Below are 21557 nucleotides of genomic sequence, written 5' to 3'. Positions count from 1 at the left end.
TAGTAACGTTGCTCCAGGCTGTTCTGCCGGCGTTCGTTCATCGCCACCGGATAAGGATGGTCGGGTAACCGCCCGTTGAGTGGAAAGGCCGGCGGCAGCCAGGCGGTATCCTGCGGTTTTATTTTGGGCATGATTTCGGCTCCGGCATTCTTATCGGCTCTTTGATCGGGTAGTCGGGGTGGCCGTACATCATGCAACTGGTAGTGACCTTCACCTCATCGCAGGGCAGAAAATGCACCGTAATGCCGCAGGTTTTGCCCTCCTCATAGCGCGGCAGCGGCACCACCTTGCTGTACTGGCGTCGCCGGGATTTCAGCCTCTTTTCCCAGGCCAGATAGTTATCCCAGTCAGCAAAGCCGGGAAAGGGGTCATTATCAACTCCCCCGCCGGTTTCCCAGTCGACCCGCACCGTCATGCCCGGCCGCCACCGCATCGGGGCGCGGTAACAACAACCGCCGCCGCCGCCCTGATAGGGGCCGACGCTGTCGATGCCCGGAATGCCGTCCACGCTGAAGCGGTTGATATCCCGGTGGGTGTGGTTGATCAGATCGAGCGTACCCGCCTGAGCGGCGGCCGACAGCAGCAGGCTGCACAGCGCCAGGGGGATTAACGGTATTTTCAAGATATAAACTCCTTTTTACGGTATTGGTTCATCGCCACCGGATAGGGATGGTCGGGTAACCGCCCGTTGAGCGGAAAGGCCGGCGGCAGCAGGCGGTATCCTGCGGTTTTATTTTGGACATGATTTCGGCTCCGGCATTCTTATCGGTTCTTTGATCGGGTAGTCGGGGTGGCCGTACACCATGCAACTGGTGGTAACTTTCACCTCATCGCAGGGCAGAAAATGCACCGTAATGCCGCAGGTTTTGCCCTCTTCATAGCGCGGTAGCGGCACCACCTTGCTGTGCCGGCGTTTCTGAGCATTGATTTTTTGTTTCCAGGCCTGATAGCTATCCCAGTCGGCAAAGCCGGGAAAACCTTTCATGCTTGCCACCCCGGTTTCCCAGTCGACCCGCACCGTCATGCCCGGCCGCCACCGTGCCGGGGCGCGGTAACAGCAACCGCCGCCGCCGCCCTGATAGGCGCCGACGCTGTCGATGCCCGATATGCCGTCCACGCTGAAGCGGTTGATTGCCCAGTGGGTATGGTTGATCAGATCGAGCGTACCCGCCTGAGCGGTGGCCGACAGCAGCAGGCCGCACAGCGCCAGGGGGATTAACGGTATTTTCAAGATATAAACTCCTTTTTACGGTATTGGTTCATCGCCACCGGATAGGGATGGTCGGGCAACCGCCCGTTGAGCGGAAAGGCCGGCGGCAGCCAGGCGGTATCCTGCGGTTTTATTTTGGACATGATTTCGGCTCCGGCATTCTTATCGGCTCTTTGATCGGGTATCGCTCATGGGTGGGCGAGAAACAGGAGGTGGTGACCTTCACCTCATCGCAGGGCAGAAAATGCACCGTGATGCCGCAGTTATCTTCCGAGGTATAAGGCGGCAGCGGCACCACCTTGCTGTGCCGGCGTTTCTGAGCATTGATTTTTTGTTTCCAGGCCTGATAGCTATCCCAGTCGGCAAAGCCGGGAAAACCTTTCATGCTTGCCACCCCGGTTTCCCAGTCGACCCGCACCGTCATGCCCGGCCGCCACCGTGCCGGGGCGCGGTAACAGCAACCGCCGCCGCCGCCCTGATAGGCGCCGACGCTGTCGATGCCCGATATGCCGTCCACGCTGAAGCGGTTGATTGCCCAGTGGGTATGATTGATGACGATAAGCGTATCCGCCTGAGCGGCGGCCGACAGCAGCAGGCCGGCCGCCAACAGCAGGGTGAAACTTTTTCTCATTGTGTTTTCCCTGACCGAACTGCCAGCGTGGCCGAGGGTGGAGGGAGACCGTTGATAGCGGGCGAGCGCGGTGGTTAAAAAAGAAAAAGGTGTGGGTGTCGCGTAATGATGCTCCATGCGGTTTCCTGTTTCATGTCCATTTAGAAACTAAAGGCGCGTATTATGCCGAAAATATGATCAGAGGGGCAAGGTTTTTTAATGAGGGATTTGTTTAAATATGATTAAAAATCAAATTGTTATTATCGTTAATAATATTATTTTTTATTATTTCAGAATGAAGCGTGGGATGAGATAAATACGTTTCCATTTTGCCTGACGATAAGGCGGTTTGTGGCGACAGACTGCGTGAGAATAGAGCAGGGGAGTTTGGTCAGCGGATTTTGGGTAGCGAATTCAGGCCGCTGGCGCGGCCTTTACGTGAGGATTACAGCGCCCTGCGCAGCCTTGCGACGGCTTCGTGCATTTGCTCTTCCGTTGCGGTCGCATAGGAGAAGCGCAGCGTCGAATAGTCCGGCGTGTCCGGGAAAAAGAATTCGCCCGGCACAAACACCACGCCGTGATCCAGCGTCTGTTGCAGCCATTGCGTGGTATTAAACGGCTGACGGAATCTGGCCCACAGGAACATACCGCCCTTCGGCTGGTTGAACGTCATCACGTCGCCTAACTCTTTAGCGATCAGAGCGGACAACTGTTCGCTCTTTTCCTTGTAGGAATAGCGGATTTTTTCGATTTGCGCGTCCAAACGCCCCAATCCCAGATAGCATTCCACGATGCTCTGCGACAGCGCGCTGGCGTGCAGATCGGCCGCCTGCTTGATGATGGCGACTTTATGCAGCAGCCAGTCCGGCATGATCGCCCAGCCAAGACGTAAGCCCGGCGCGAGGATCTTTGAGAAGGTCGAGGTATAGAGCACATGTTCGGCATTGCCCAGCTCTTCCTGAGCCAGTTGGAACAGCGTCGGGTGGCGCTCTTCGGTAAAACGCAGTTCGCCGTACGGATCGTCTTCGATGATGACGAAACCATAGCGTTCCGCCAGCTTAATCAGCTGTTTGCGCCGTTCATAACTCAGGGTGACGCCGCTGGGATTGCCAAAGTTCGGTACGATATACACGCCTTTGATACGCTGTTTGCGCAGCAGCGCTTCCAGATCGTCGACCACCATGCCGTTTTCGTCCGAGTCGACGGACATCACCTGCGCCTGCGCCAGCTCGAGCGTTTGCAATGCGGCAAGGTAGGTCGGACGTTCAACGACAAAGACATCGCCCGGATCGATCATCGCGCGCATGATCAGATCCAGCGCCTGCTGTGAACCCGCCGTGACCACGATGTCTTCCGCGCGGGTTTTTATCCCGCGAATCGCGCACAGGTCGGCGATGCGCTCGCGTAAGATCGGGCTGCCTTCAGTTAATCCATATTGGAAAGCGGTTTTTGGCTGTTCGGTAATGGCTAATTGTGTTGCCTGATTCAGACCGTCGAAGTCGAACAGCTTGTCTGACGGTATTCCCCCGGCCAGCGAAATGATGTTATCCATCTTGCTGTGCTTAAGCAGCTCTCGAATAGCGGAGCTTTTCAACTTGGCGATACGCTGCGCCAATAAACCTTCGGTTGCCATTTTAATTTTGCCTTCATCAGAACGACAGGCCGGATACGCCGGCCTGAATTCGGTTAGCCGCCCAGATAAGCGGAACGAACCGCCTCATTTGCGAGTAATGCCGCGCCGCTGTCTTCCAGTACAACGTGACCACTTTCAAGCACATAGCCGCGGTCTGCCAGACGTAGCGGCTGGTTCGCGTTTTGCTCCACGAGGAAAATGGTCATGCCCTCTTCACGCAGTTGCTGGATAGTATCAAAAATTGCGAAAATAGCGCCAGAGCGCTGTTCTGTGCCGCCATTTGCCAAATAAGATTTCAATAGAAAGGATGCCCTCTTTACCTGCCCACCAACACCTCCACGCCCATTTTCCCCAACGCATCTTTTGCCGCAGTCGGCAGGGCGTCGTCGGTAATAATGCTGTCTAAGACCGTTAGCGGGGTGATCAGATGGGTGGCGATGCGGCCGTATTTTGAGGTGTCGCAGAGCAGAATTCGTTTGCTGCTGGCTTCGACCACTGCGCGTTTGACCGCGACTTTGTCTTCACTTGGCGTGGACAGGCCGCGCAGGCTCCACGATGAGGCAGAGATAAAGGCGATATCGATAAACAGGTTACGCAACGCCTGCGCGGTGGCTTCGCCGACGCAGGAGCGGTTTTCCCGACACAGCGTGCCGCCGGTGTGGATCATGCGGCACTGGCAGGATTCAATAATAAAAGCGGCAATCACAAAATCGTTGGTCACGATCAATAAGTCATCCCGCTCGGCCAGGTGGCGCGCCAGCGACAGCGTTGTGGTTCCCGCATCCAGATAGATACAGCTGTTGGGCGGGATCAGCCGGGCCGCCAACTGGCCTATCGCCTCTTTTTGCTGGCTGAACATCACGGATTTATCCTGATGCGACGGTTCGATCGTCAGCCGTTCCGGCGAGCGCACGCCGCCAGAGACGCTGAGTAACAGGCCGTCCTGCTCCAATTTTTGCACATCCCGCCGCACGGTCATATGCGATACCCCGAGCCGCTCGGTCAATTCCGTGATGCTTACCACGCCGCGCTCGGCGATCAGCGCGAGAATCTGTTGATGACGTTCTACTGGAATCATCCCTGCTCCTATCCTGATCTGATAAATATTGTGATGACGCGCGTATTTATGGACGATTCTTATCATAAATTCACGTCATAAACCACGTCGCGCTTAATGTTTCAACACTCTTTCGTAAAGTGTAAAAACATAACACATTGATTTAAATGTAAATAATGGGTTGTGTTTCTCATGAACGTTCGTGGATAGTGATTTTATTTGCACGATGTTAATTTGTGTGATTTTGGTCACCACCAATGGCAATTAAAGGGATTACATTTAACACCACAGAACAAATAATCACTAAAATTAACAACGCAACGTTGATGAAAAATCTGCCGAGGATGCCGTAGCCGTTATCAGTCATGGAGCCACAGGCTTTGACCGTGAGGATAACAGCGTCGTCATCAAAGTTTTCAGCGACATCACGCTGCCGGAAAAATGGGAGGAGGCCTAATGTTACTCGGAGTCATCGCCGACGATTTCACCGGCGCAACCGACATCGCCGGTTTTCTGGTCGGGAACGGGCTATCCACCGTGCAACTTAATGGTGTGCCGCCGCAGGATTACCGCGTGGACGCCCAGGCCGCCGTCATTAGCTTGAAGTCGCGCTCCTGTCCGGCCGAACAAGCCGTCGCCGATTCGCTCAATGCGCTGGCCTGGCTTCAGGGTCAGGGATGCCGCCAGTTCTATTTCAAATACTGTTCGACCTTCGACAGTACCGCGCAGGGCAATATCGGCCCGGTAACCGACGCGTTGCTGGACGCGCTGGGGGAAACGCAGACCGTTATTTCCCCGGCTTTACCGGTTAACGGCCGTACCGTCTACCAGGGCTATCTGTTCGTGATGGATCGGCTGCTGTCGGAGTCGGGCATGCGCGACCATCCGTTGACCCCGATGACCGACAGCTATCTGCCGCGCCTGATGGAGCGGCAAGCCGAAGGGGCGTGCGGCGTTATCGCGGCGGACGTCATGGATAGGGGCGCGGAGGCGGTGACGGCGCGGCTGGAGGCGCTACGGCGACGAGGCGTTCGCTATGCGGTGCTGGATGCGCTTAGCGCGCGGCACTTACTGGTTCAGGGTGAGGCGCTGCGTGGGATGAAGCTGGTCACCGGCGGCTCCGGCCTGGCCATCGGGCTGGCGCGGCAGTGGACGACGCGCGATGCGCAACAGGACGCGCAGGCCGCCGGCGCGCCGCAGGGGGGACCGGCGATCGTATTGTCCGGTTCCTGTTCCGTGATGACCAACAGGCAGGTCGCCCGCTATCTGCATCAGGCTTCCGGCCGGGCCATCGACGTCGAGCGCTGCATGGCGGGAGACGACGCCCTGGCCGGCTACGCCAGTGAACTGTGCGACTGGGTGCGACAGCACAGTGGAGAGGAACTGGCCCCCATGCTGTATGCCACCGCCGAACCGGAGACTCTCGGCCGTATCCAGCAGCGCTGGGGGGCGCAGTCCAGCAGCCAGGCGGTGGAGGCGCTTTTCTCTTCCGTCGCTCGACAACTGCGGGAGGACGGCTTCCGGCGTTTCATCGTCGCCGGAGGAGAAACTGCCAGCATCGTGGTGCAGACGTTAGGGATCCGCGCCTTCCATATCGGCCCCTCCATCTCTCCCGGCGTACCCTGGGTGAGATCGACCGATGCCCCCCTTTCGCTGGCGCTGAAATCCGGCAACTTCGGGGATGAAAACTTTTTCGCCAGAGCGCAGCAGGAATTCGCCGTATGAATGAAGTTCAAGCACGAGAAGAAATGGTCAGACTGGGAGCCTCTTTTTTTCAGCGCGGGTATGCCACCGGCTCGGCCGGGAATCTTTCCCTGCTGCTGGAGGACGGGGCGCTGCTGGCAACGCCGACGGGTTCCTGCCTGGGAGAACTCTCCGCCGACCGGCTGGCGAAGGTTGATCCGGCGGGCGCATTGATCTCCGGCGACAGTCCCTCCAAGGAAATCAGCTTCCATCTGGCCCTCTATCGCAATAATCCGCAGTGTCGGGCCGTGGTACACCTGCATAGCGCCTATTCGACCGCGCTCTCTTGTCTGGAGGGACTGGATCCGCACAACGCGATCAGACCCTTCACCCCTTATGTGGTGATGCGAATGGGACAGGTGCCAGTCGTTCCCTATTTTCGCCCCGGCGACAAGCGGCTGGGTGAAGAATTGGCCAGGCTGGCGCCCGACCACAACGCCTTTCTTCTGGCCAATCACGGCCCGGTCGTGACCGGGCGGAGCCTGCGCGCCGCTGCGGACAATATGGAGGAGCTGGAAGAAACCGCCAAACTGATTTTCATTCTGGGCGACCGCCGGATCCGCTATCTGACCGATGCGGAAATTGCCGAATTAAGGAGCTAAACATGCCTACGTTCACCATAAATCTATCCACGATGTTTTACCGAGGCGCCGTTCCTTAACCTCTTCAAAGCCGTCGCCGACGCGGGTTTCCGGGCGAAGATCCTGGAGGGCGTTACACGCAATAGAAAATGCCGTCTATGGCGCTTCTACCGTACGCCAGCCGAATAGAGCAACTTTTAAAGCGGACGACTCCTGAGATACCCGCTTCAGCATTGACGGCAAACGTTACTTTCGCCAACACCGGGCAGCGACAAGCCATGTCGCGGCATGGCTTGCTCTTGCTACAGCATTCGACGTTTAAATGCCGCAGCGCCTTTAAATGGGAAAAAGATAAATTTCCGGAGGTTGTTATGTCTGTGGACTCGAAAACTCCAGACGTCGGCAACAGCAAATCTCTACTGCTGACGACCAGATGGCGCTTTATTATCATGCTGTTCATCTTGTACACCATCAACTGCATCGACCGCATCGCTTTGTCTGTCGGCATGCCGCTGATCGCGCAAGAGTTCTCGTTAAGCGGGAAAATGCAGGGACTGATCCTCAGCGCCTTTTTCTGGGCATATTGCCTTTGCCAGATCCCCGGAGGAAAGGCTGCGGACCGGTGGGGCGGAAGACTGGTCATCGGCGTGGCGACAGTGATATGGGGGGCGTTCCAGTGCCTTTCCGCCGTTGCCGTCAACGGCCTGTTCCTTTTGCTGACCCGCGTGGGGCTTGGCGCGTTTGAAGCGCCTTTCATGCCGTCGGCCAGTAAGCTCACCGCCAGTTGGCTTCCCTCCCGGGAGAGAGGCCGGGGCATTACCCTCATTGACAGCGGCGCTCCTTTCGGCTCCGCCGTGGGCGGCTTGCTGGTCGCCTCTCTCATCGCCTTTTTCAGCTCGTGGCGTATCGCATTTTTCCTGATCGGGGTGTTGACCATCGTTGCCGGGATCGTGGTCTATCTCTACGCCCGCGACACGCCTCATGAACACAAGAGCATGGGTAAAAACGAGCTTGCTTTCATTGACGAACAGAAACGGCTCGCAGGGGAAGAGCAGGCGCAGAATACCAATATGGCGCTGTCCAAAAGAACCCTGGTAGCAATGGTTATCGGCCGTATCGGCTGGGCAATGGTATTTTTCGGCTTGGTTACATGGGGGCCGAGCTACCTTGCCAACGGACGGGGAATGGACCTCAGGGCCATGGGGTACGCCACTTTCATCATTTTCCTGTGTGGCGCGATTGGCGAAGTGGTCAGCGGATACCTTGTGGATATGCTCCAGCGCGTGCTCCCGCGTAATGCCGCCTGCAAGCTGCTTTTCGGGATTTCCGGCGCCATGGCCCTGGTTTGCCTGTTGGCATTGCCTTTCATCAGCGACAGTACTACGGCGGTAATCGTTCTAGCCATCGGCGTCTTTTTCCATCTTTGGGGCGGATTGTACTGGATTATTCCGGCCATGCTTTCCCCCGCGAATAAAATCGGTTTGGTCGGCGGGGTAATGAACTTCGCCGGAACGTCCAGCGGCATATTCGTCCCCATTATCGTGGGTTTCCTGGTGGACATGACCGGCGGCTACACCGCTGCGCTGTACTTTTTCGCCGCTTGCGCCTTTGCATACCTCCTGGGCTCCCTTTGTATTAATTTCGGCGCCTCCAGCCCGAAAACCGCGGGCTAGAACTTATCCGCGCGCTGTTCGCATAAAGAACGGCGCACATTAAGGAGAATCACCATGGCTGAAAAAAATATCTGGACCGGGCCGGTGGTTGACGCACACCACCATTTTTGGGATCTCGAGAAGCATCTGTATCCGTGGCTGACGAAAGACATCATGGTGCCGCATCGTTACGGGGATTACAGCGCAATAAAGAAAACGTACCTGATGAGCGATTATTTCGACGATATCGTCGGGCAAAACGTGGTCACATCCGTTTACTGCGAAGCGGAATATGACCCGCAGGCCCCGCTCAAGGAAACACACTACGTACACCAGGTCGCACGTGATTTCGGCTATCCGGGCGCTATGGTCGCGCAGGCATGGCTTGATGCGGACGATGCCGCAAGCCTGCTCGCGGAGCAGGCGGCATATCCTCTTGTCCGGAGTGTCCGCCATAAACCGGGCGGCCCTTCCACACCGGCGGAACAGGGCAGAAGCCTGATGTCGTCTGACAAATGGCTGCGCGGCTATTCCGTATTGGAGAAATACGGTCTCCATTTCGATTTGCAGGCCAACTGGTGGGTTTTGCCGGAAGCCGCGGAACTTGCCGCCAATTTCCCGCATACCCTCGTTATCGTAAACCACACGGGCGTGCCGGGGCGAAGCGAGGAAGCTCTTTTGGGGTGGCGCGCCAATATGGAAAAGCTGGCCGCCAGACCCAATACCGCCGTGAAGATTTCCGGCCTTTGCGAGGCGAACAAACCCTGGACGGTTGAAAGTAACCGCCGGATCGTGAAAGACGTTATTAGCATGTTCGGCGCAGACCGCTGCATGTTGGGCAGCAATTTCCCGGTGGACGGCATGGTAACGACATTCGCCACGATTTTTGACGGTTACAGGGCGATTCTGGCGGATCTGTCGGAAAAAGAGCAGGGCGCGGTCTTTCACCAAACCGCTGAAAGGATCTACCGCCCGCAGCGCCTGCAATAGCCGGGTTGCCGATAAACCGTGAACGACGGCTGTACGGGAATGGATTTCCGCCGCTCGTCTTTGGAAAAATGATTATTAAACAGATGAATATACTCAGGAGAGCGCTCGATGCATTATCAATCATTATTCAAACGGCCTGCGAATGATGCGGTGCGCGCCTGTCTTATGGGCGCAGGCGAATTCGGCGCATCATACATTTTCCAGGCGCAAACCATGCCGCACATGGAAGTGAAAGCGGTATGCACCCGTACTGTGCAGCGTGCGGTTGACGCATATGTTTCCGCAGGCATTCCCACAAGCAAGGTGAAGGTTTGCAACACGGCGGAAGAGGCGAAAAAAGCGTACGAGGAGGGATTTTTCGTTGTCGTCGAAGCCTTTGATGCGATTGCGGATCTCCCTCTCGAAGTGTTGGTGGAAAGCAGCGGCCAGCCGGAGGTCAGCGCCGCTGCGGCCGAACTCGCCATTGAGAAAGGCATGCATGTGGTAATGGTTTCCAAAGAGACGGATTCCGTTGTCGGTTCAATCCTCGCTCAGAAAGCCCAGTCCAGGGGGCTGGTCTATACGACGGGAGATGGCGACCAACCCAGCATGCTGATCGGCCTTATTAGTTGGGGACGCGCGCTGGGTCTTACCATTGTCGGCGCGGGAAAGGCCAGCGAGTACGATTTCGTGTACGACCCCGTATCAAAAATGCTTGCGTGTGAAGGGCAGCAGCAGCTCTTTGCCTGCTCCGGCATGGATGATTTATGGAATCTGGGCGAGCGGAACGCCGGGGATATTGCCGAAGCCCGCGGCGCGATACTCAGTACCCTCACCTTTCACTCCATTCCTGATCTTTGCGAAATGGTCGTTGTGGCGAACGCAACCGGCATGAAACCGAACAAACCCGCGTTCAGCGCTCCCGCCGCGCGCATGGGGGAAATGCCTGACTTTTTTTGCCCCAAAAAAGACGGCGGCCTGCTTGATGCCCCCGGGACACTGGATATCTTCAACTGCCTGCGCCGCCCCGATGAAATCAGCATGGCCGGCGGCGAGTTTATCATTGTGGCGTGTACGGACCAAAAGACATGGAATGTCCTGGGCGCCAAGGGACACCCTGTTAGCCGGAACGGAAAGTATGCGGCGGTTTATATCCCCCGACACCTGCTCGGCGTGGAAACCGGCACGTCGGTGCTTGCTGCGGCTATCATGGGACATGCGACGGGCGGAGACAGCCTTCGCCCTGTTTGCGATTTATACGGCCGAGCCACACAGAATCTCAAAAAGGGTACGGTGTTGAAGATGGGCGGGCATCACCACACCATTGACGGAGTGGACGGCTTCATCGGTGATGCTGAGGCTATCGACGCCGGGAATTTAGTACCCTTCTATCTCTTTAGCAATACAAGTCTGGCGCGCGATGTCGCCGCGGGGGAAGTTATCCGGATGGAAGACGTGAATATCCCTGCAAACTCCGTACTCCTGCGCCTTCGCAAAGAGCAGGACAGGGTCTTCGGACTGACAAAAGAATAGTGCGGGAATAGCGCGTGTTCGCGGTGGAATAGTTGGTTTATCTTGCAGCGAGACGCCTGTAGGCAAATCCGTTTTTCAGAAGGCTGAGCCGCCCCGCCGACGAGCAAAATTACGTCTGATAATTTGTTCGTCGGCGAGGCGGATAAAGCAACATGCCTATCGGCAGTCTGCCGGGGCGAGCGGGCGGGAATCAACCGCCCAGATAAGCGGAACGGACCGCCTCATTTGCGAGTAATGCCGCGCCGCTGTCTTCCAGTACAACGTGGCCATTTTCAAGCACATAGCCGCGGTCGGCCAGACGTAGCGCCTGGTTCGCGTTTTGCTCCACGAGGAAAATGGTCATGCCCTCTTCACGCAGTTGCTGGATAGTATCAAAAATTTGCAAAATGATGATCGGCGCGAGTCCTAACGAGGGCTCATCAAGCAGCAATAAGCGCGGCTGGCTCATCAACGCGCGGCCGATGGCCAGCATCTGCTGCTCGCCGCCGGACATGGTGCCGGAACGCTGGGCGCGTCGCTCATACAGGCGGGGAAACAGATCGTAAACCCGTTCGATCCGCTGCTGATATTGGCTGCGGTCGGCAAAGAATCCGCCCATGGCCAGATTTTCTTCCACCGTCATGCGGGAAAACACGCGGCGGCCTTCCGGCACGATGGCGATCGCCTCACGCATAATGTGCGCGGTCTGCCAATGGGTGATGTCTTTCCCGTCAAAGATGATGGTGCCTTCCGTCGCGCGCGGGTCGCCGCACAGCGTACCCAGCAGCGTGGTTTTTCCGGCGCCGTTGGCGCCGATAAGCGTAACGATCTCGCCCTGTTCGATATGCAGACTAACCTGATGCAGCGCCTGAATTTTCCCGTAGTGGGCCGAGACCTGATTTAATGACAGCATAAACGTTATCCTTCGCCCAGATAAGCACGGATGACATCCGGGTTGTTACGAATTTCCGCCGGGGTTCCGTGGGCCAGCGGCGTTCCCTGATTGACGACGTAAATCCGATCGGAAATCCCCATCACCAGTTTCATATCGTGCTCAATCAGCAGCACGGAAACCTGATGGCGATCGCGCAGTTCGGCGATCAGTTGATTCAACTCTTCGGTTTCTTTCGGATTAAGTCCGGCCGCAGGTTCATCCAGCATCAATAGCTCCGGGCGGGTCACCATACAGCGGGCGATTTCCAGCCGGCGCTGCTGACCATAAGCCAGATTGCCCGCCTGACGGTTGGCTAGCGCCAGCAGACCCACGCGCTCCAGCCACTCGGCCGCGCGAGTCTGCGCATCCGCTTCTGCGCGTCGAAAGCCCGGCGTTTTCAGCAACCCGGCGAAGATGCCGCTTTTAAGATGCTGATGCTGCGCCACCAGCAGGTTTTCAATCACGGTCATTTCACGGAACAGCCGTACATGCTGGAAGGTGCGCACCACGCCCATGCGGGCGATTTTCTGTCCCGACAGGCCTTCCAGGTGCCGGTCGCGCAGCATGATGGTGCCGCCGGTGGGGCGGTAAAAACCGGTCAGGCAATTGAATACCGTGGTTTTCCCGGCGCCGTTCGGGCCGATAAGCGAGACAATCTCTCCCGCGTTTAAATCCAGTTCAACGTTGTTGACCGCCAGCAGACCGCCGAAACGCATCATCAGACCTCTGACGGATAGTAATGGCTGCGTACTCATGCCTGCTCTTCCTTCTCGCTTACTTTCAACTTCATCTGCGGGCGTTTCATCGGCAGCAGGCCTTGCGGGCGCCAAATCATCATCAATACCATCAACGCGCCCAGCAGCAGCATGCTGTATTCATTCAGATCGCGCATCAGCTCGCGCGACACCACCAGCAAGACGGCGGCGAGGATCACCGCGAACTGCGAGCCCATGCCGCCCAGCACCACAATCGCCAGTACAAATGCCGACTCGGCGAAGGTGAAGGATTCCGGGCTGACGAAGCCCTGACGGGCGGCAAACAGCGTGCCGGCGAAACCGGCGAACGCGGCGCTGATGGTAAAGGCCGTCAGCTTGATGCGCGTCGGGCTGAGTCCCAGCGAGCGGCAGGCGATTTCGTCGTCGCGCAGCGCTTCCCAGGCGCGGCCCAGCGGCATACGCAGCAGGCGGTTGATCACAAACAGCGTCAGGATCACCAGCAGCAGCGCCACCAGATAGAGGAAAATAATGCGGTCGCCGGGGCTATAGGCCAGGCCGAAGAAGTTATGGAAGGTATCCCAGCCGTCACGCGCGGTGCGGCTGAATTCCAGACCAAAGAGCGTCGGTTTGGGAATCTGGCTGATGCCGTTCGGGCCACCGGTGATTTCGGTGTTGTTCAGCAGCAGGATACGGACGATTTCGCCGAATCCCAGCGTCACGATGGCCAGATAGTCGCCGCGCAGGCGCAAGACCGGAAAACCAAGCAGAAAGCCGGACAAGGCGGCGGTCATGCCGGCCAGCGGCAGACTCTCCCAAAAGCCCAGGCCATAGTAATTGTTCAGCAGGGCATAGGTATAAGCGCCGATGGCATAAAAGCCGCCATAGCCCAACACCAGCAGGCCGGACAGCCCGACGACGACGTTTAATCCCAGCCCCAGCATGACGTAAATCAGGGTGAGGGTGGCGATATCCACCGTGCCGCGCGAGACCAGAAAAGGCCAGGCGATGGCGGCGATGATGAGCAGCGCCGCCAGCAGTTTCTGCCGGGGCGTGCTGCCGTCAAAGCTCGGCAACACCAGCGACGGGCCGGAAAACTTCTGCATGCTCTGCTGGATCAGCGGTCGGATTAACTGGAAGAAGAAAACGACAACGCACCCGACCCCAATCCAGTGCCAGCGCACCTGATCGGCGCCCCGGACGACCAGTTTGGTGCCATCAAGCCCTAATTGCATGCCCATGATAAAGGTGGCCAGCACCAGCAGCATGAATGCGGACAGACAGGCATTGAGAAGATTGAGCTTTTTCATACTTTCTCAACCTCCGGACGACCAAGAATACCGGTGGGCATCACAAGCAGCACCGCGATCAACAGCGCGAAAGAGACCGCGTCTTTATACTCGGTGCTCAGATAGGCCGAGGTCAGCGCTTCCGCCACGCCCAGAATCAAGCCGCCGATCATCGCGCCGGGTATGCTGCCGATGCCGCCAAGCACCGCGGCGGTAAAGGCTTTCATCCCCGCCATGAAACCAATGTAAGGGTTAATCACCCCGTAGAACTGCCCCAGCAGCACGCCGGCCACCGCCGCCATCGCCGCGCCAATCACAAAGGTCAGCGAGATGACCCGGTCGGTGCTGATGCCCAGCAGGCTGGCCATTTTCAGGTCTTCGGCGCAGGCGCGACAGGCGCGGCCCATACGTGAGTAGCGAATAAACAGCGTCAGCGCCAGCATCGCCAGGAAGGTCACTACCCAGATGGTCAACTGCATGGTGCTGATCGTCGCGGCAAAACCATTGCTTTCGCCCAGCGTCCATTGTCCGGTAACCAGGCTCGGCAGCGCGACATCGCGGGAGCCCTGGGTAAGACTGACGTAGTTTTGCAGGAAAATCGACATCCCGATGGCGGAAATCAGCGCGATCAGGCGCTTGGAGGTGCGCACCGGTTTATAGGCGACGCGCTCGATGCTCCAGCCGTAGGCGCTGGAAATCACCACGGCGGCGATAAACGCCACGCCGATTAATAACCAGCCCGCATCAATGCCCATCATCATCAGGGCGGCAATCACGATAAAAGAGACATAGCTACCGATCATATAAACTTCGCCGTGAGCAAAGTTAATCATGCCGATAATGCCGTAAACCATGGTGTAGCCAATGGCGATCAGCGCATAGGTGCTGCCCAACGTCAGGCCGTTGAACATCTGCTGAAGAAAATAGAGGAACTGCTCGGACATACCTTAACCTTAAATTCTGCCCCCGTGCCTTGCAGCACGGGGGCATCGGTATTGAGGGATTAATACAGCGTCGCTTGATTATTTCACTGCGTTGGACGTACCGTCTGCATGCCACTCAAACACACCAAACTCAAACCCTTTCAGGTCGCCTTTTTCATCCCAGCTCAATGGCCCCATGACGGTATCAACGGATTTGGCCTTCAGATCGGCCGCCAGTTCTTCCGGTTCCATGCTGCCGCTACGCTGCATGGAGGTCGTCAGGGATTGTATGGCGGCATAGGTGGTCCAGATGAACGGGCCGCTCGGATCCAGTTTTTTCGCTTTCAGCGCATCGACGACCGGCTGGTTGGCGGGAACCTGATCGTAACGTTTGGGCAACGTAACCAGCATCCCTTCGGACGCGGCGCCGGCGATGTTGGACAGGGATGAGTTACCCACGCCTTCCGGCCCCATAAATTTGGTGTCCATACCCGCCTGACGGGCCTGACGTAAAATCTGGCCCATTTCCGGGTAGTAACCGCCAAAGTAAACGAAATCCACGTTTTCTTTCTTCAAGCGAGCGACCAGCGTAGAGAAATCTTTATCGCCCGCCGTCACGCCTTCAAACAGCACCACGTTGGCGCCGGCTTTTTTCAGGTTATCCTGAACCGCGCGGGCCAGACCTTCACCGTATTGTTGTTTATCATGTACAACGGCGATACGCTGAGGTTTAATCGTATCGGTAATGTATTTCGCGGCGGTTGGACCCTGATCGGAATCAAGACCGGTGGTGCGCAGCACCAGATTGTAGCCGCGAGTGGTCAGGTCTGCGTTGGTCGCGGCCGGCGTAATCATGATCACGCCTTCTTCTTCGTAAATATCAGACGCAGGCTGGGTGGAGGAAGAACACAAATGACCGATCACATAGCGAATGCCGTCATTGATCACTTTGTTCGCAACGGCGACGGCCTGTTTCGGATCGCACGCGTCGTCGTATTCAACGCCAACCAGCTTATTCCCGTTCACGCCGCCTTTGGCATTGATATCGGCAATGGCCTGTCGCGCGCCAATGAACTCCATATCGCCATATTGCGCGACCGGACCGGACATCGCCCCGACAACCGCGATTTTGAGATCCGCAGCGTTTGCGGCCTGACTCATGGCGAGCGCCATACACCCCATCAGCAATGCTTTACCTTGACTAAATTTCATCCGTTTACCCTATGTATCGTTATTATGGATACTGTCGAAAAATTGACGGCCCTTTGCCATAAGATAACCTTTTTCCCAATGTACCAGAATAGCTTGGGTGTTTTATTCGCAAATTTTTCTAATAAGTCTTTATTTTTCATATCATTAGTCGGGAGCTTTATGCTGGACGTCAAGGCGGGCCGGCAGAAATAAGATGTGTTGGCAGCATAAAATACTAGATTTAAAATCCATAATTTGTTTTATATGTAGTGGCTTGTGCTGTATTGCGCGTTGAGCGATGACGTTTTACTCGGAAAGCGGGTCAATCAAAAAAATATTTTCCTTGTTAACTGTAATGAACGCATTGTGTAACTGTTTGATTACAAATTAGATGTATTATTTTTCACTCATTTAACGGAGTGCTTGTAAATGAAATTAACCGTTGAACGTCTCACCGTATTCAGCCCCCAGGATAAAATCGATCTCGCTAAGATCTGGCCGCATCAACATATTGAGCTGCTGGAAAAAGAGCTTACGCCGGAGCGGCGTTTATTCGTCGCTCGTTTTAACGACCGGCTGTTGGCGGCGGTGTTGGTGGAGATCAAAGGAGAATATGCCCAACTGAACGATCTTATGGTGCGCGTCGAGACCCGAAGACGCGGCGTAGGTCTGTATTTGGTGGAAGAAACGCGCAGGGCGTTGCCCGAGGCCAGGGAATGGTGGCTGGTGACGGCCGATCACGCGACGGTAAATGAGTCTGTGCTGGGGAAATTTATGATCAGCTGCGGTTTCTCACCGGTATCCGGCGGTTGGCGCTATATCAAGAATGAAAATCAGTGAAGGCGGAAAACAAAACGACCGGGCAAAGGCGCCGGTCGTTGGGGGGCTAATGCGCGATGATCAGGCTTCTATCGCCGCTCGCAGCTTTTTCATGGCGTTCTTTTCCAACTGACGCACACGTTCCGCGGATACGCCGTACCGATCGGCCAGTTCCTGCAATGTCGATTTGTTGTCATCGTCCAGCCAACGCGCGCGGATAATATGCTGACTGCGCTCATCCAGGCCTTCCAATGCATAGGTCAGTTTATCCGCAGCATGGTGTTCCCAGTTGTCTTCCTCAATGCCGTCGGCGAAATCAGACGATTTATCCTGTAGATACAGCATCGGCGACATGGCTTTGCCATCGTGCGTTTCTTCGTCCGGCGTCGGATCGAAGGTCATATCCTGCGCCGCCATGCGGGATTCCATCTCAAGCACATCTTTGCTGGTTACGCCCAGTTCACGGGCCACCAGTTCGACTTCTTCCTGATTAAACCAGCCAAGACGCTGTTTGGATTTCCGCAGATTGAAAAACAGCTTACGCTGCGCTTTGGTGGTCGCGACTTTCACAATACGCCAGTTGCGCAGCACATATTCATGAATTTCAGCCTTAATCCAATGCACGGCAAAGGAAACCAGACGCACACCCACTTCAGGATTAAAACGGCGTACCGCTTTCATCAGGCCGATGTTGCCTTCCTGAATCAGATCCGCCTGCGGCAGGCCGTAGCCGGCATAATTACGGGCTACATGAATAACAAAACGCAGGTGCGACAGGATAAGCTGCTTAGCGGCTTCCAGATCGCCCTGATAATGCAGCCGTTCAGCCAGAGCCCGCTCTTCCTCCGCCGTTAGCATCGGATAGGCATTGGCGGCTCGAATATAACCTTCCAGACTGCCTTGGGGAACTAAGGTGAAAGTTTGCATATCTTTGGTCATCCAACCTCTCTCATGACTAGGTTTATGCGATGCTTCTTACTTGAGAAGACCGCTCATGCGATTGCCAACACACGCTAATATTATGACAAGTCGCGGTTACTCCGACGTTTTGCGGCAATTGGGATGAAACCTATTCGCTAAAAATTCGTCGCAGTATTTACTGTATTCAGACTGTGACTTTTCTCACAAGTTCCCCAATTTTATCCATCTTATTTAACATATCAAGATGAATCGCCACTGAGAAAATGATCGGGTCGGCGGAAACGAAAAAACGTGGCGGCCGAGGGAAATTCCCTTGTGCATACAGCCTGATGCACAAGGAAGAATTATAGCAAAAAAAGATTACTCTGGTGTAAAGCGACGTAAATGTTGGACGGTTGCCAGCCACGCGGCCAGCCAGCCAATCATCGCGGCGATCAGCAGCAGCAACAGCGCTTCATCCCAACTGAGTCCTTTGACCGCAAACGTCGTGCCGAAGACCGATGCGACCTGGGCGACGACCGCATCAAGCCGCCACACCAACGCCTGGGACAGGATTAACGACAATACGGCGCCCGCAAATCCCATAACGGCGCCGCCGTTGAGGAAAGGCCGCAGAATAAAGCCGTCCGTCGCGCCGATCAGCTTCATGACGTTAATGGTTTCCCGGCGGCTGAAAATGCTCAGGCGCACGCTGTTGCCGATCACCAGGAACACGGCAATCACCATTAAGACGCCAATGGTCGCGGAAATCTGCCCCACCAGGCTGGTGAGGGCCACCAGCCTGGCAAACCAGCTGTCGTCCATACGCACTTCATCCACGCCCTGGGTCTCGGCGACCCGATCGCGCAGCGTCGTCAGGCTTTCCGCGCTCTGGAAGGTCATTTTCGGCGTAATGATGGCGACCGCCGGCAACGGATTTTCCTCCAGCATATCCAGCGCGCCGCCAAAGCCCGACCAGTTACGGAATTCGCCCATCGCCTCATTGCGCGACAGATAATTGACTTTTTCGACCCCGTCTTCCGACTGCAACTGAGTAATCACCGCCTGTGCGGCGTTGTCGTCCAGGGATTTATCCAGATAGACGGTTAGCTGAGGCGTGGGATACCACTGCGCGGCGGCCTGACTGACGTTTTTCCACACCAGATAACAGATGCTGGGCAACGCCAGAGAGATGGCTATCACCATAACGGTTAATAGCGTCGCCAGCGGCTGACGCAGCATATCGGCCAGCGTATTCATCCACGCGTAACGCCACTGTTCCTGCCAGCCGCCGCGCAGCGACCTGGCCTTCGAACCCGGTTTTTTCGCATTACGGGTATTATTCGCCATGATGGTTTCCCCCAATCATGCGGCCGTTGGACAGCGTCAACACCCGGTAATTTCGTCGGGATATCAGCCCGGTATCGTGGGTCGCCATCAATACGGTGACGCCCACCCGGTTGAACTCTTCAAACAGGCGGAGGATGCCTTCGGACAGCGCATCATCCAGATTACCGGTCGGTTCGTCCGCCAGCAGCACCGCGGGTTTGTTGACCACCGCCCGCGCAATGCCGACGCGCTGCTGTTCCCCGCCGGAGAGCTGGATAGGGTAGTTGCGGGCTTTGTCCAGCAATCCCACCTTATCAAGCGCGGCGGAGACCCGGCGGCGAATGTCTTCGCTGCTGGCGCCGGCGATGATGAGCGGCATCGCCACGTTGTCGTAAACGGTGCGTTCCATCAGCAGATGGTGATCCTGAAAGATCATGCCGATCTGGCGGCGCAGAAACGGCACTTCACGCTTTTTTAAGCGGCTGATGTTGTGTCCGCCAAACAGAATCTGACCTGCGCTGGGACGTTCAATACCGCAAATCAGCTTCAGCAGGGTGCTTTTCCCCGCGCCGGAATGGCCCGTCAGGAAGGCCATTTCCGCCGGGCGCAGATGAAAATCCACCCCCTGCAATGCCTGACGTCCGCCGAGATAAGCTTTACTGACCTGTTCAAAGCGAATCATCCGTTTTAATCCTCACGGGCAAAAAGTGCCTCAATAAAATCGTCGGCCTTAAACGGCCGCAAATCTTCGATACCTTCGCCGACCCCGATATAGCGAATGGGAATGCCAAACTGGTCGGCGATAGCGAAAATCACCCCGCCCTTGGCGGTACCATCGAGTTTGGTCAGCGAGATCCCCGTCAGGCCGACCGCCTCGTTGAAAAGCTTCGCCTGACTCACCGCGTTTTGTCCGGTGCTGGCGTCCAGCGTCAGCATGACTTCATGCGGGGCTTCTTCATCCAGCTTTTTCATCACGCGCACAATCTTCTTCAACTCTTCCATCAGGTGAGCCTTGTTCTGCAAGCGGCCCGCGGTATCGGCGATCAGGACGTCCACGCCCCGGGCCTTCGCCGCCTGGATGGCATCGAAAATGACGGAAGCCGAGTCGGCGCCGGTATGCTGCGCCACCACCGCCACATTGTTGCGCTGACCCCAGACCTGAAGCTGTTCAACCGCCGCCGCGCGGAACGTATCCCCCGCCGCCAGCATCACGGATTTGCCCTGAGCCTGAAATTGCCGCGCCATTTTGCCGATAGTGGTGGTTTTCCCCACGCCGTTGACGCCGACCATCAGGATAACGTAGGGCGTTTTGCCCTCGATATTCAGCGGCTCGTCAACTTTAGCAAGTATTGTCGCCATTTCTTCTTTCAGCTTGGCAAAAAGCGTATCCGCATCTTTCAGTTGCTTACGGTTGGCGTGTTCCGTCAGGCTGGCAATGATCTTGCGCGTGGTGTCGACGCCGACATCGGCAATCAGCAACTGCTCTTCCAGCTCTTCAAACAGATCATCGTCGATTTTCTTGCCGCGAAACAATCCGATAAATCCTGAACCCAGATTCTGGCGGGTTTTCACCAGACTGCGTTTCAGGCGCGCAAAGAAGCCTTCCCGGGTCGGCCGCTCCTGTTCGTGCATGGCCGGCGCGTCATGCACGAACTGGCGCGCGTCTTCCGCTTCATCCTCAACGGCTGGCTCATCTTCCGTTTCATCCTCAACGGCAGGCGCATCTTCCTTCGTCAGCGCCGTTTGGGCCGGAACCGCGCTATCCTCGTCTTGCTTTGCTTCTTCGTCTGCGAGCGGCGTTGCAACGACCGCGACCTCTGCCGCCGGCGCGATCTCTTCGACCGGCGTGCTTGCCCGCGTCAGTGTTTCCTCTTCGGCTTCCTCTGCGACTTGAGACGCGGGCGGCTGTTCGGCCGGTTCCAGGTTTTCCAGGGGTTCCGCCACGGACGTTTCCTGCTCCGCGGCCGGATGGGGCTCGACATCGGCGGCGGGCTCAGCGACCGGCGTCTCAGGAATTTCGGACTTCTCTTGCGGTTGCTGTTGTTCTTCTTCCTGGCGGCCTAGTCCGAGCCAGGAAAAAAAACCGCGCTTTTTCTTCTCTTTTGCCATCTTGCAATCGCGCTCCACGCCGCTCGCCGCGGCGAATAAATAATTAAAACCAATCAGATCGTTGACAATCTTATCGCCGCTTATCGGACTTCTCGGACTTCGCCGGTAAACTTAAACCAATCTATTTTGACGATAAACAACGAGTTTAACACTTTCCTGTCGACAGCAACATGCAGCCGGAGACGGCAATGACGGACTCTCTCGGTAACGAAGTATGTCAACGCGCGCACTGACGTCGTCGAGGCCGGTTTCACCGGCGCGCGTTTCAATATGCGAGGCGTCGGCATGCCATAAATCTATTGGGTATATGCCTTAAGCGCCGTTAGAATAGCGCTTAAATCTCCTGACCTTACTGTGCCGACCGTCTGGCGCAGCAACCAATA

21 protein-coding genes and 1 pseudogene are annotated in these 21557 nt (G+C 56.4%); 6 read left to right on the top strand and 16 right to left on the bottom strand.

The features are described 5' to 3' along the window. Positions 1-118: 118 nt before the first annotated feature. From tli1a (ABRZ26_RS21430) to ygbI, 7 genes and pseudogenes are all read right to left on the bottom strand, one after another. On the bottom strand, positions 119-622 hold the full coding sequence (tli1a, locus tag ABRZ26_RS21430; protein ID WP_319606135.1) for a Tli1a family immunity protein: 504 nt from the start codon (positions 620-622) through the stop codon (positions 119-121). A gap of 108 nt (positions 623-730) precedes the next feature. Next, positions 731-1231, bottom strand: coding sequence for a Tli1a family immunity protein (tli1a, locus tag ABRZ26_RS21425; protein ID WP_413556370.1), 501 nt, complete (start codon positions 1229-1231; stop codon positions 731-733). After that, complete coding sequence (locus tag ABRZ26_RS21420; RefSeq protein WP_319606134.1) at positions 1228-1353, bottom strand: hypothetical protein; 126 nt, start codon at positions 1351-1353, stop codon at positions 1228-1230. Before ABRZ26_RS21420 ends, tli1a (ABRZ26_RS21425) begins: the two co-directional genes overlap by 4 nt. Next, the gene (tli1a, locus tag ABRZ26_RS21415; RefSeq protein ID WP_319606133.1) at positions 1341-1841 is read right to left on the bottom strand and encodes a Tli1a family immunity protein; all 501 of its coding nucleotides are present in this window, start codon (positions 1839-1841) and stop codon (positions 1341-1343) included. Before tli1a (ABRZ26_RS21415) ends, ABRZ26_RS21420 begins: the two co-directional genes overlap by 13 nt. Positions 1842-2265: 424 nt before the next feature. Continuing rightward, positions 2266-3453: an aminotransferase-like domain-containing protein gene (locus ABRZ26_RS21410; RefSeq protein ID WP_319606132.1), complete on the bottom strand. Its 1188-nt coding sequence runs from the start codon at positions 3451-3453 to the stop codon at positions 2266-2268. Between the two features lie 53 nt (positions 3454-3506). Continuing rightward, positions 3507-3695 (bottom strand): annotated as a pseudogene (locus ABRZ26_RS21405) (branched-chain amino acid ABC transporter ATP-binding protein); the annotation flags it as partial. Between the two features lie 74 nt (positions 3696-3769). After that, positions 3770-4531: a DNA-binding transcriptional repressor YgbI gene (gene ygbI, locus ABRZ26_RS21400; RefSeq protein ID WP_319606131.1), complete on the bottom strand. Its 762-nt coding sequence runs from the start codon at positions 4529-4531 to the stop codon at positions 3770-3772. Between the two features lie 435 nt (positions 4532-4966). On the opposite strand from ygbI, the gene otnK reads away from it, so the two are divergent. The 5 genes from otnK (at position 4967) to ABRZ26_RS21375 (ending at position 10988) form a co-directional block, all read left to right on the top strand. Next, on the top strand, positions 4967-6235 hold the full coding sequence (gene otnK, locus ABRZ26_RS21395) for a 3-oxo-tetronate kinase (RefSeq protein WP_319606130.1): 1269 nt from the start codon (positions 4967-4969) through the stop codon (positions 6233-6235). Then, positions 6232-6855, top strand: a complete 624-nt coding sequence (otnC, locus tag ABRZ26_RS21390; RefSeq protein WP_319606129.1) for a 3-oxo-tetronate 4-phosphate decarboxylase — start codon at positions 6232-6234, stop codon at positions 6853-6855. Before otnK ends, otnC begins: the two co-directional genes overlap by 4 nt. A gap of 350 nt (positions 6856-7205) precedes the next feature. After that, positions 7206-8507, top strand: coding sequence for an MFS transporter (locus tag ABRZ26_RS21385; RefSeq protein WP_319606128.1), 1302 nt, complete (start codon positions 7206-7208; stop codon positions 8505-8507). A 54-nt stretch (positions 8508-8561) separates the two neighbouring features. Beyond that, complete coding sequence (locus ABRZ26_RS21380) at positions 8562-9476, top strand: amidohydrolase family protein (protein ID WP_319606127.1); 915 nt, start codon at positions 8562-8564, stop codon at positions 9474-9476. 108 nt (positions 9477-9584) lie between these two features. Beyond that, on the top strand, positions 9585-10988 hold the full coding sequence (locus tag ABRZ26_RS21375) for an NAD(P)H-dependent oxidoreductase (protein ID WP_319606126.1): 1404 nt from the start codon (positions 9585-9587) through the stop codon (positions 10986-10988). Between the two features lie 190 nt (positions 10989-11178). On the opposite strand, the gene livF is transcribed toward ABRZ26_RS21375, so the two are convergent. The 5 genes from livF to ABRZ26_RS21350 form a co-directional block, all read right to left on the bottom strand. After that, positions 11179-11880, bottom strand: coding sequence for a high-affinity branched-chain amino acid ABC transporter ATP-binding protein LivF (livF, locus tag ABRZ26_RS21370; RefSeq protein ID WP_319606125.1), 702 nt, complete (start codon positions 11878-11880; stop codon positions 11179-11181). A gap of 5 nt (positions 11881-11885) precedes the next feature. Then, positions 11886-12656 (bottom strand): high-affinity branched-chain amino acid ABC transporter ATP-binding protein LivG, encoded by a 771-nt coding sequence (livG, locus tag ABRZ26_RS21365; RefSeq protein ID WP_319606124.1) that lies wholly within the window; start codon positions 12654-12656, stop codon positions 11886-11888. Beyond that, a complete protein-coding gene (locus ABRZ26_RS21360; RefSeq protein WP_319606123.1) occupies positions 12653-13924 on the bottom strand; it encodes a high-affinity branched-chain amino acid ABC transporter permease LivM in 1272 nt (423 codons plus the stop codon). Before ABRZ26_RS21360 ends, livG begins: the two co-directional genes overlap by 4 nt. Continuing rightward, positions 13921-14847 carry a high-affinity branched-chain amino acid ABC transporter permease LivH gene (gene livH / locus ABRZ26_RS21355; RefSeq protein ID WP_319606122.1) on the bottom strand — a complete coding sequence of 309 codons (927 nt, stop codon included), beginning with the start codon at positions 14845-14847 and terminating at the stop codon, positions 13921-13923. Before livH ends, ABRZ26_RS21360 begins: the two co-directional genes overlap by 4 nt. A 78-nt stretch (positions 14848-14925) precedes the next feature. After that, complete coding sequence (locus ABRZ26_RS21350; RefSeq protein WP_319606121.1) at positions 14926-16038, bottom strand: branched-chain amino acid ABC transporter substrate-binding protein; 1113 nt, start codon at positions 16036-16038, stop codon at positions 14926-14928. 408 nt (positions 16039-16446) lie between these two features. Between ABRZ26_RS21350 and panM the strand changes: the two genes are divergently transcribed. Continuing rightward, positions 16447-16857, top strand: a complete 411-nt coding sequence (panM, locus tag ABRZ26_RS21345; protein ID WP_319606120.1) for an aspartate 1-decarboxylase autocleavage activator PanM — start codon at positions 16447-16449, stop codon at positions 16855-16857. Positions 16858-16917: 60 nt separating this feature from the next. Here the strand turns inward: panM and rpoH are convergent, their stop codons facing one another. From rpoH to ftsY, 4 genes are all read right to left on the bottom strand, one after another. Further along, complete coding sequence (gene rpoH, locus ABRZ26_RS21340) at positions 16918-17775, bottom strand: RNA polymerase sigma factor RpoH (protein WP_319606119.1); 858 nt, start codon at positions 17773-17775, stop codon at positions 16918-16920. 342 nt (positions 17776-18117) lie between these two features. Further along, positions 18118-19086, bottom strand: a complete 969-nt coding sequence (gene ftsX, locus ABRZ26_RS21335) for a permease-like cell division protein FtsX (RefSeq protein WP_319606118.1) — start codon at positions 19084-19086, stop codon at positions 18118-18120. After that, a complete protein-coding gene (gene ftsE / locus ABRZ26_RS21330) occupies positions 19076-19747 on the bottom strand; it encodes a cell division ATP-binding protein FtsE (RefSeq protein ID WP_319606117.1) in 672 nt (223 codons plus the stop codon). The genes ftsX and ftsE overlap by 11 nt, the downstream gene beginning before the upstream one ends. Positions 19748-19752: 5 nt before the next feature. Beyond that, positions 19753-21174: a signal recognition particle-docking protein FtsY gene (gene ftsY / locus ABRZ26_RS21325; RefSeq protein WP_319606116.1), complete on the bottom strand. Its 1422-nt coding sequence runs from the start codon at positions 21172-21174 to the stop codon at positions 19753-19755. Positions 21175-21557: the final 383 nt, after the last annotated feature.

This window comes from Brenneria sp. L4-2C, from assembly GCF_040240335.1.
Lineage (GTDB): Bacteria > Pseudomonadota > Gammaproteobacteria > Enterobacterales > Enterobacteriaceae > Brenneria.
This window is presented reverse-complemented; position numbering and strand designations above follow the sequence as displayed.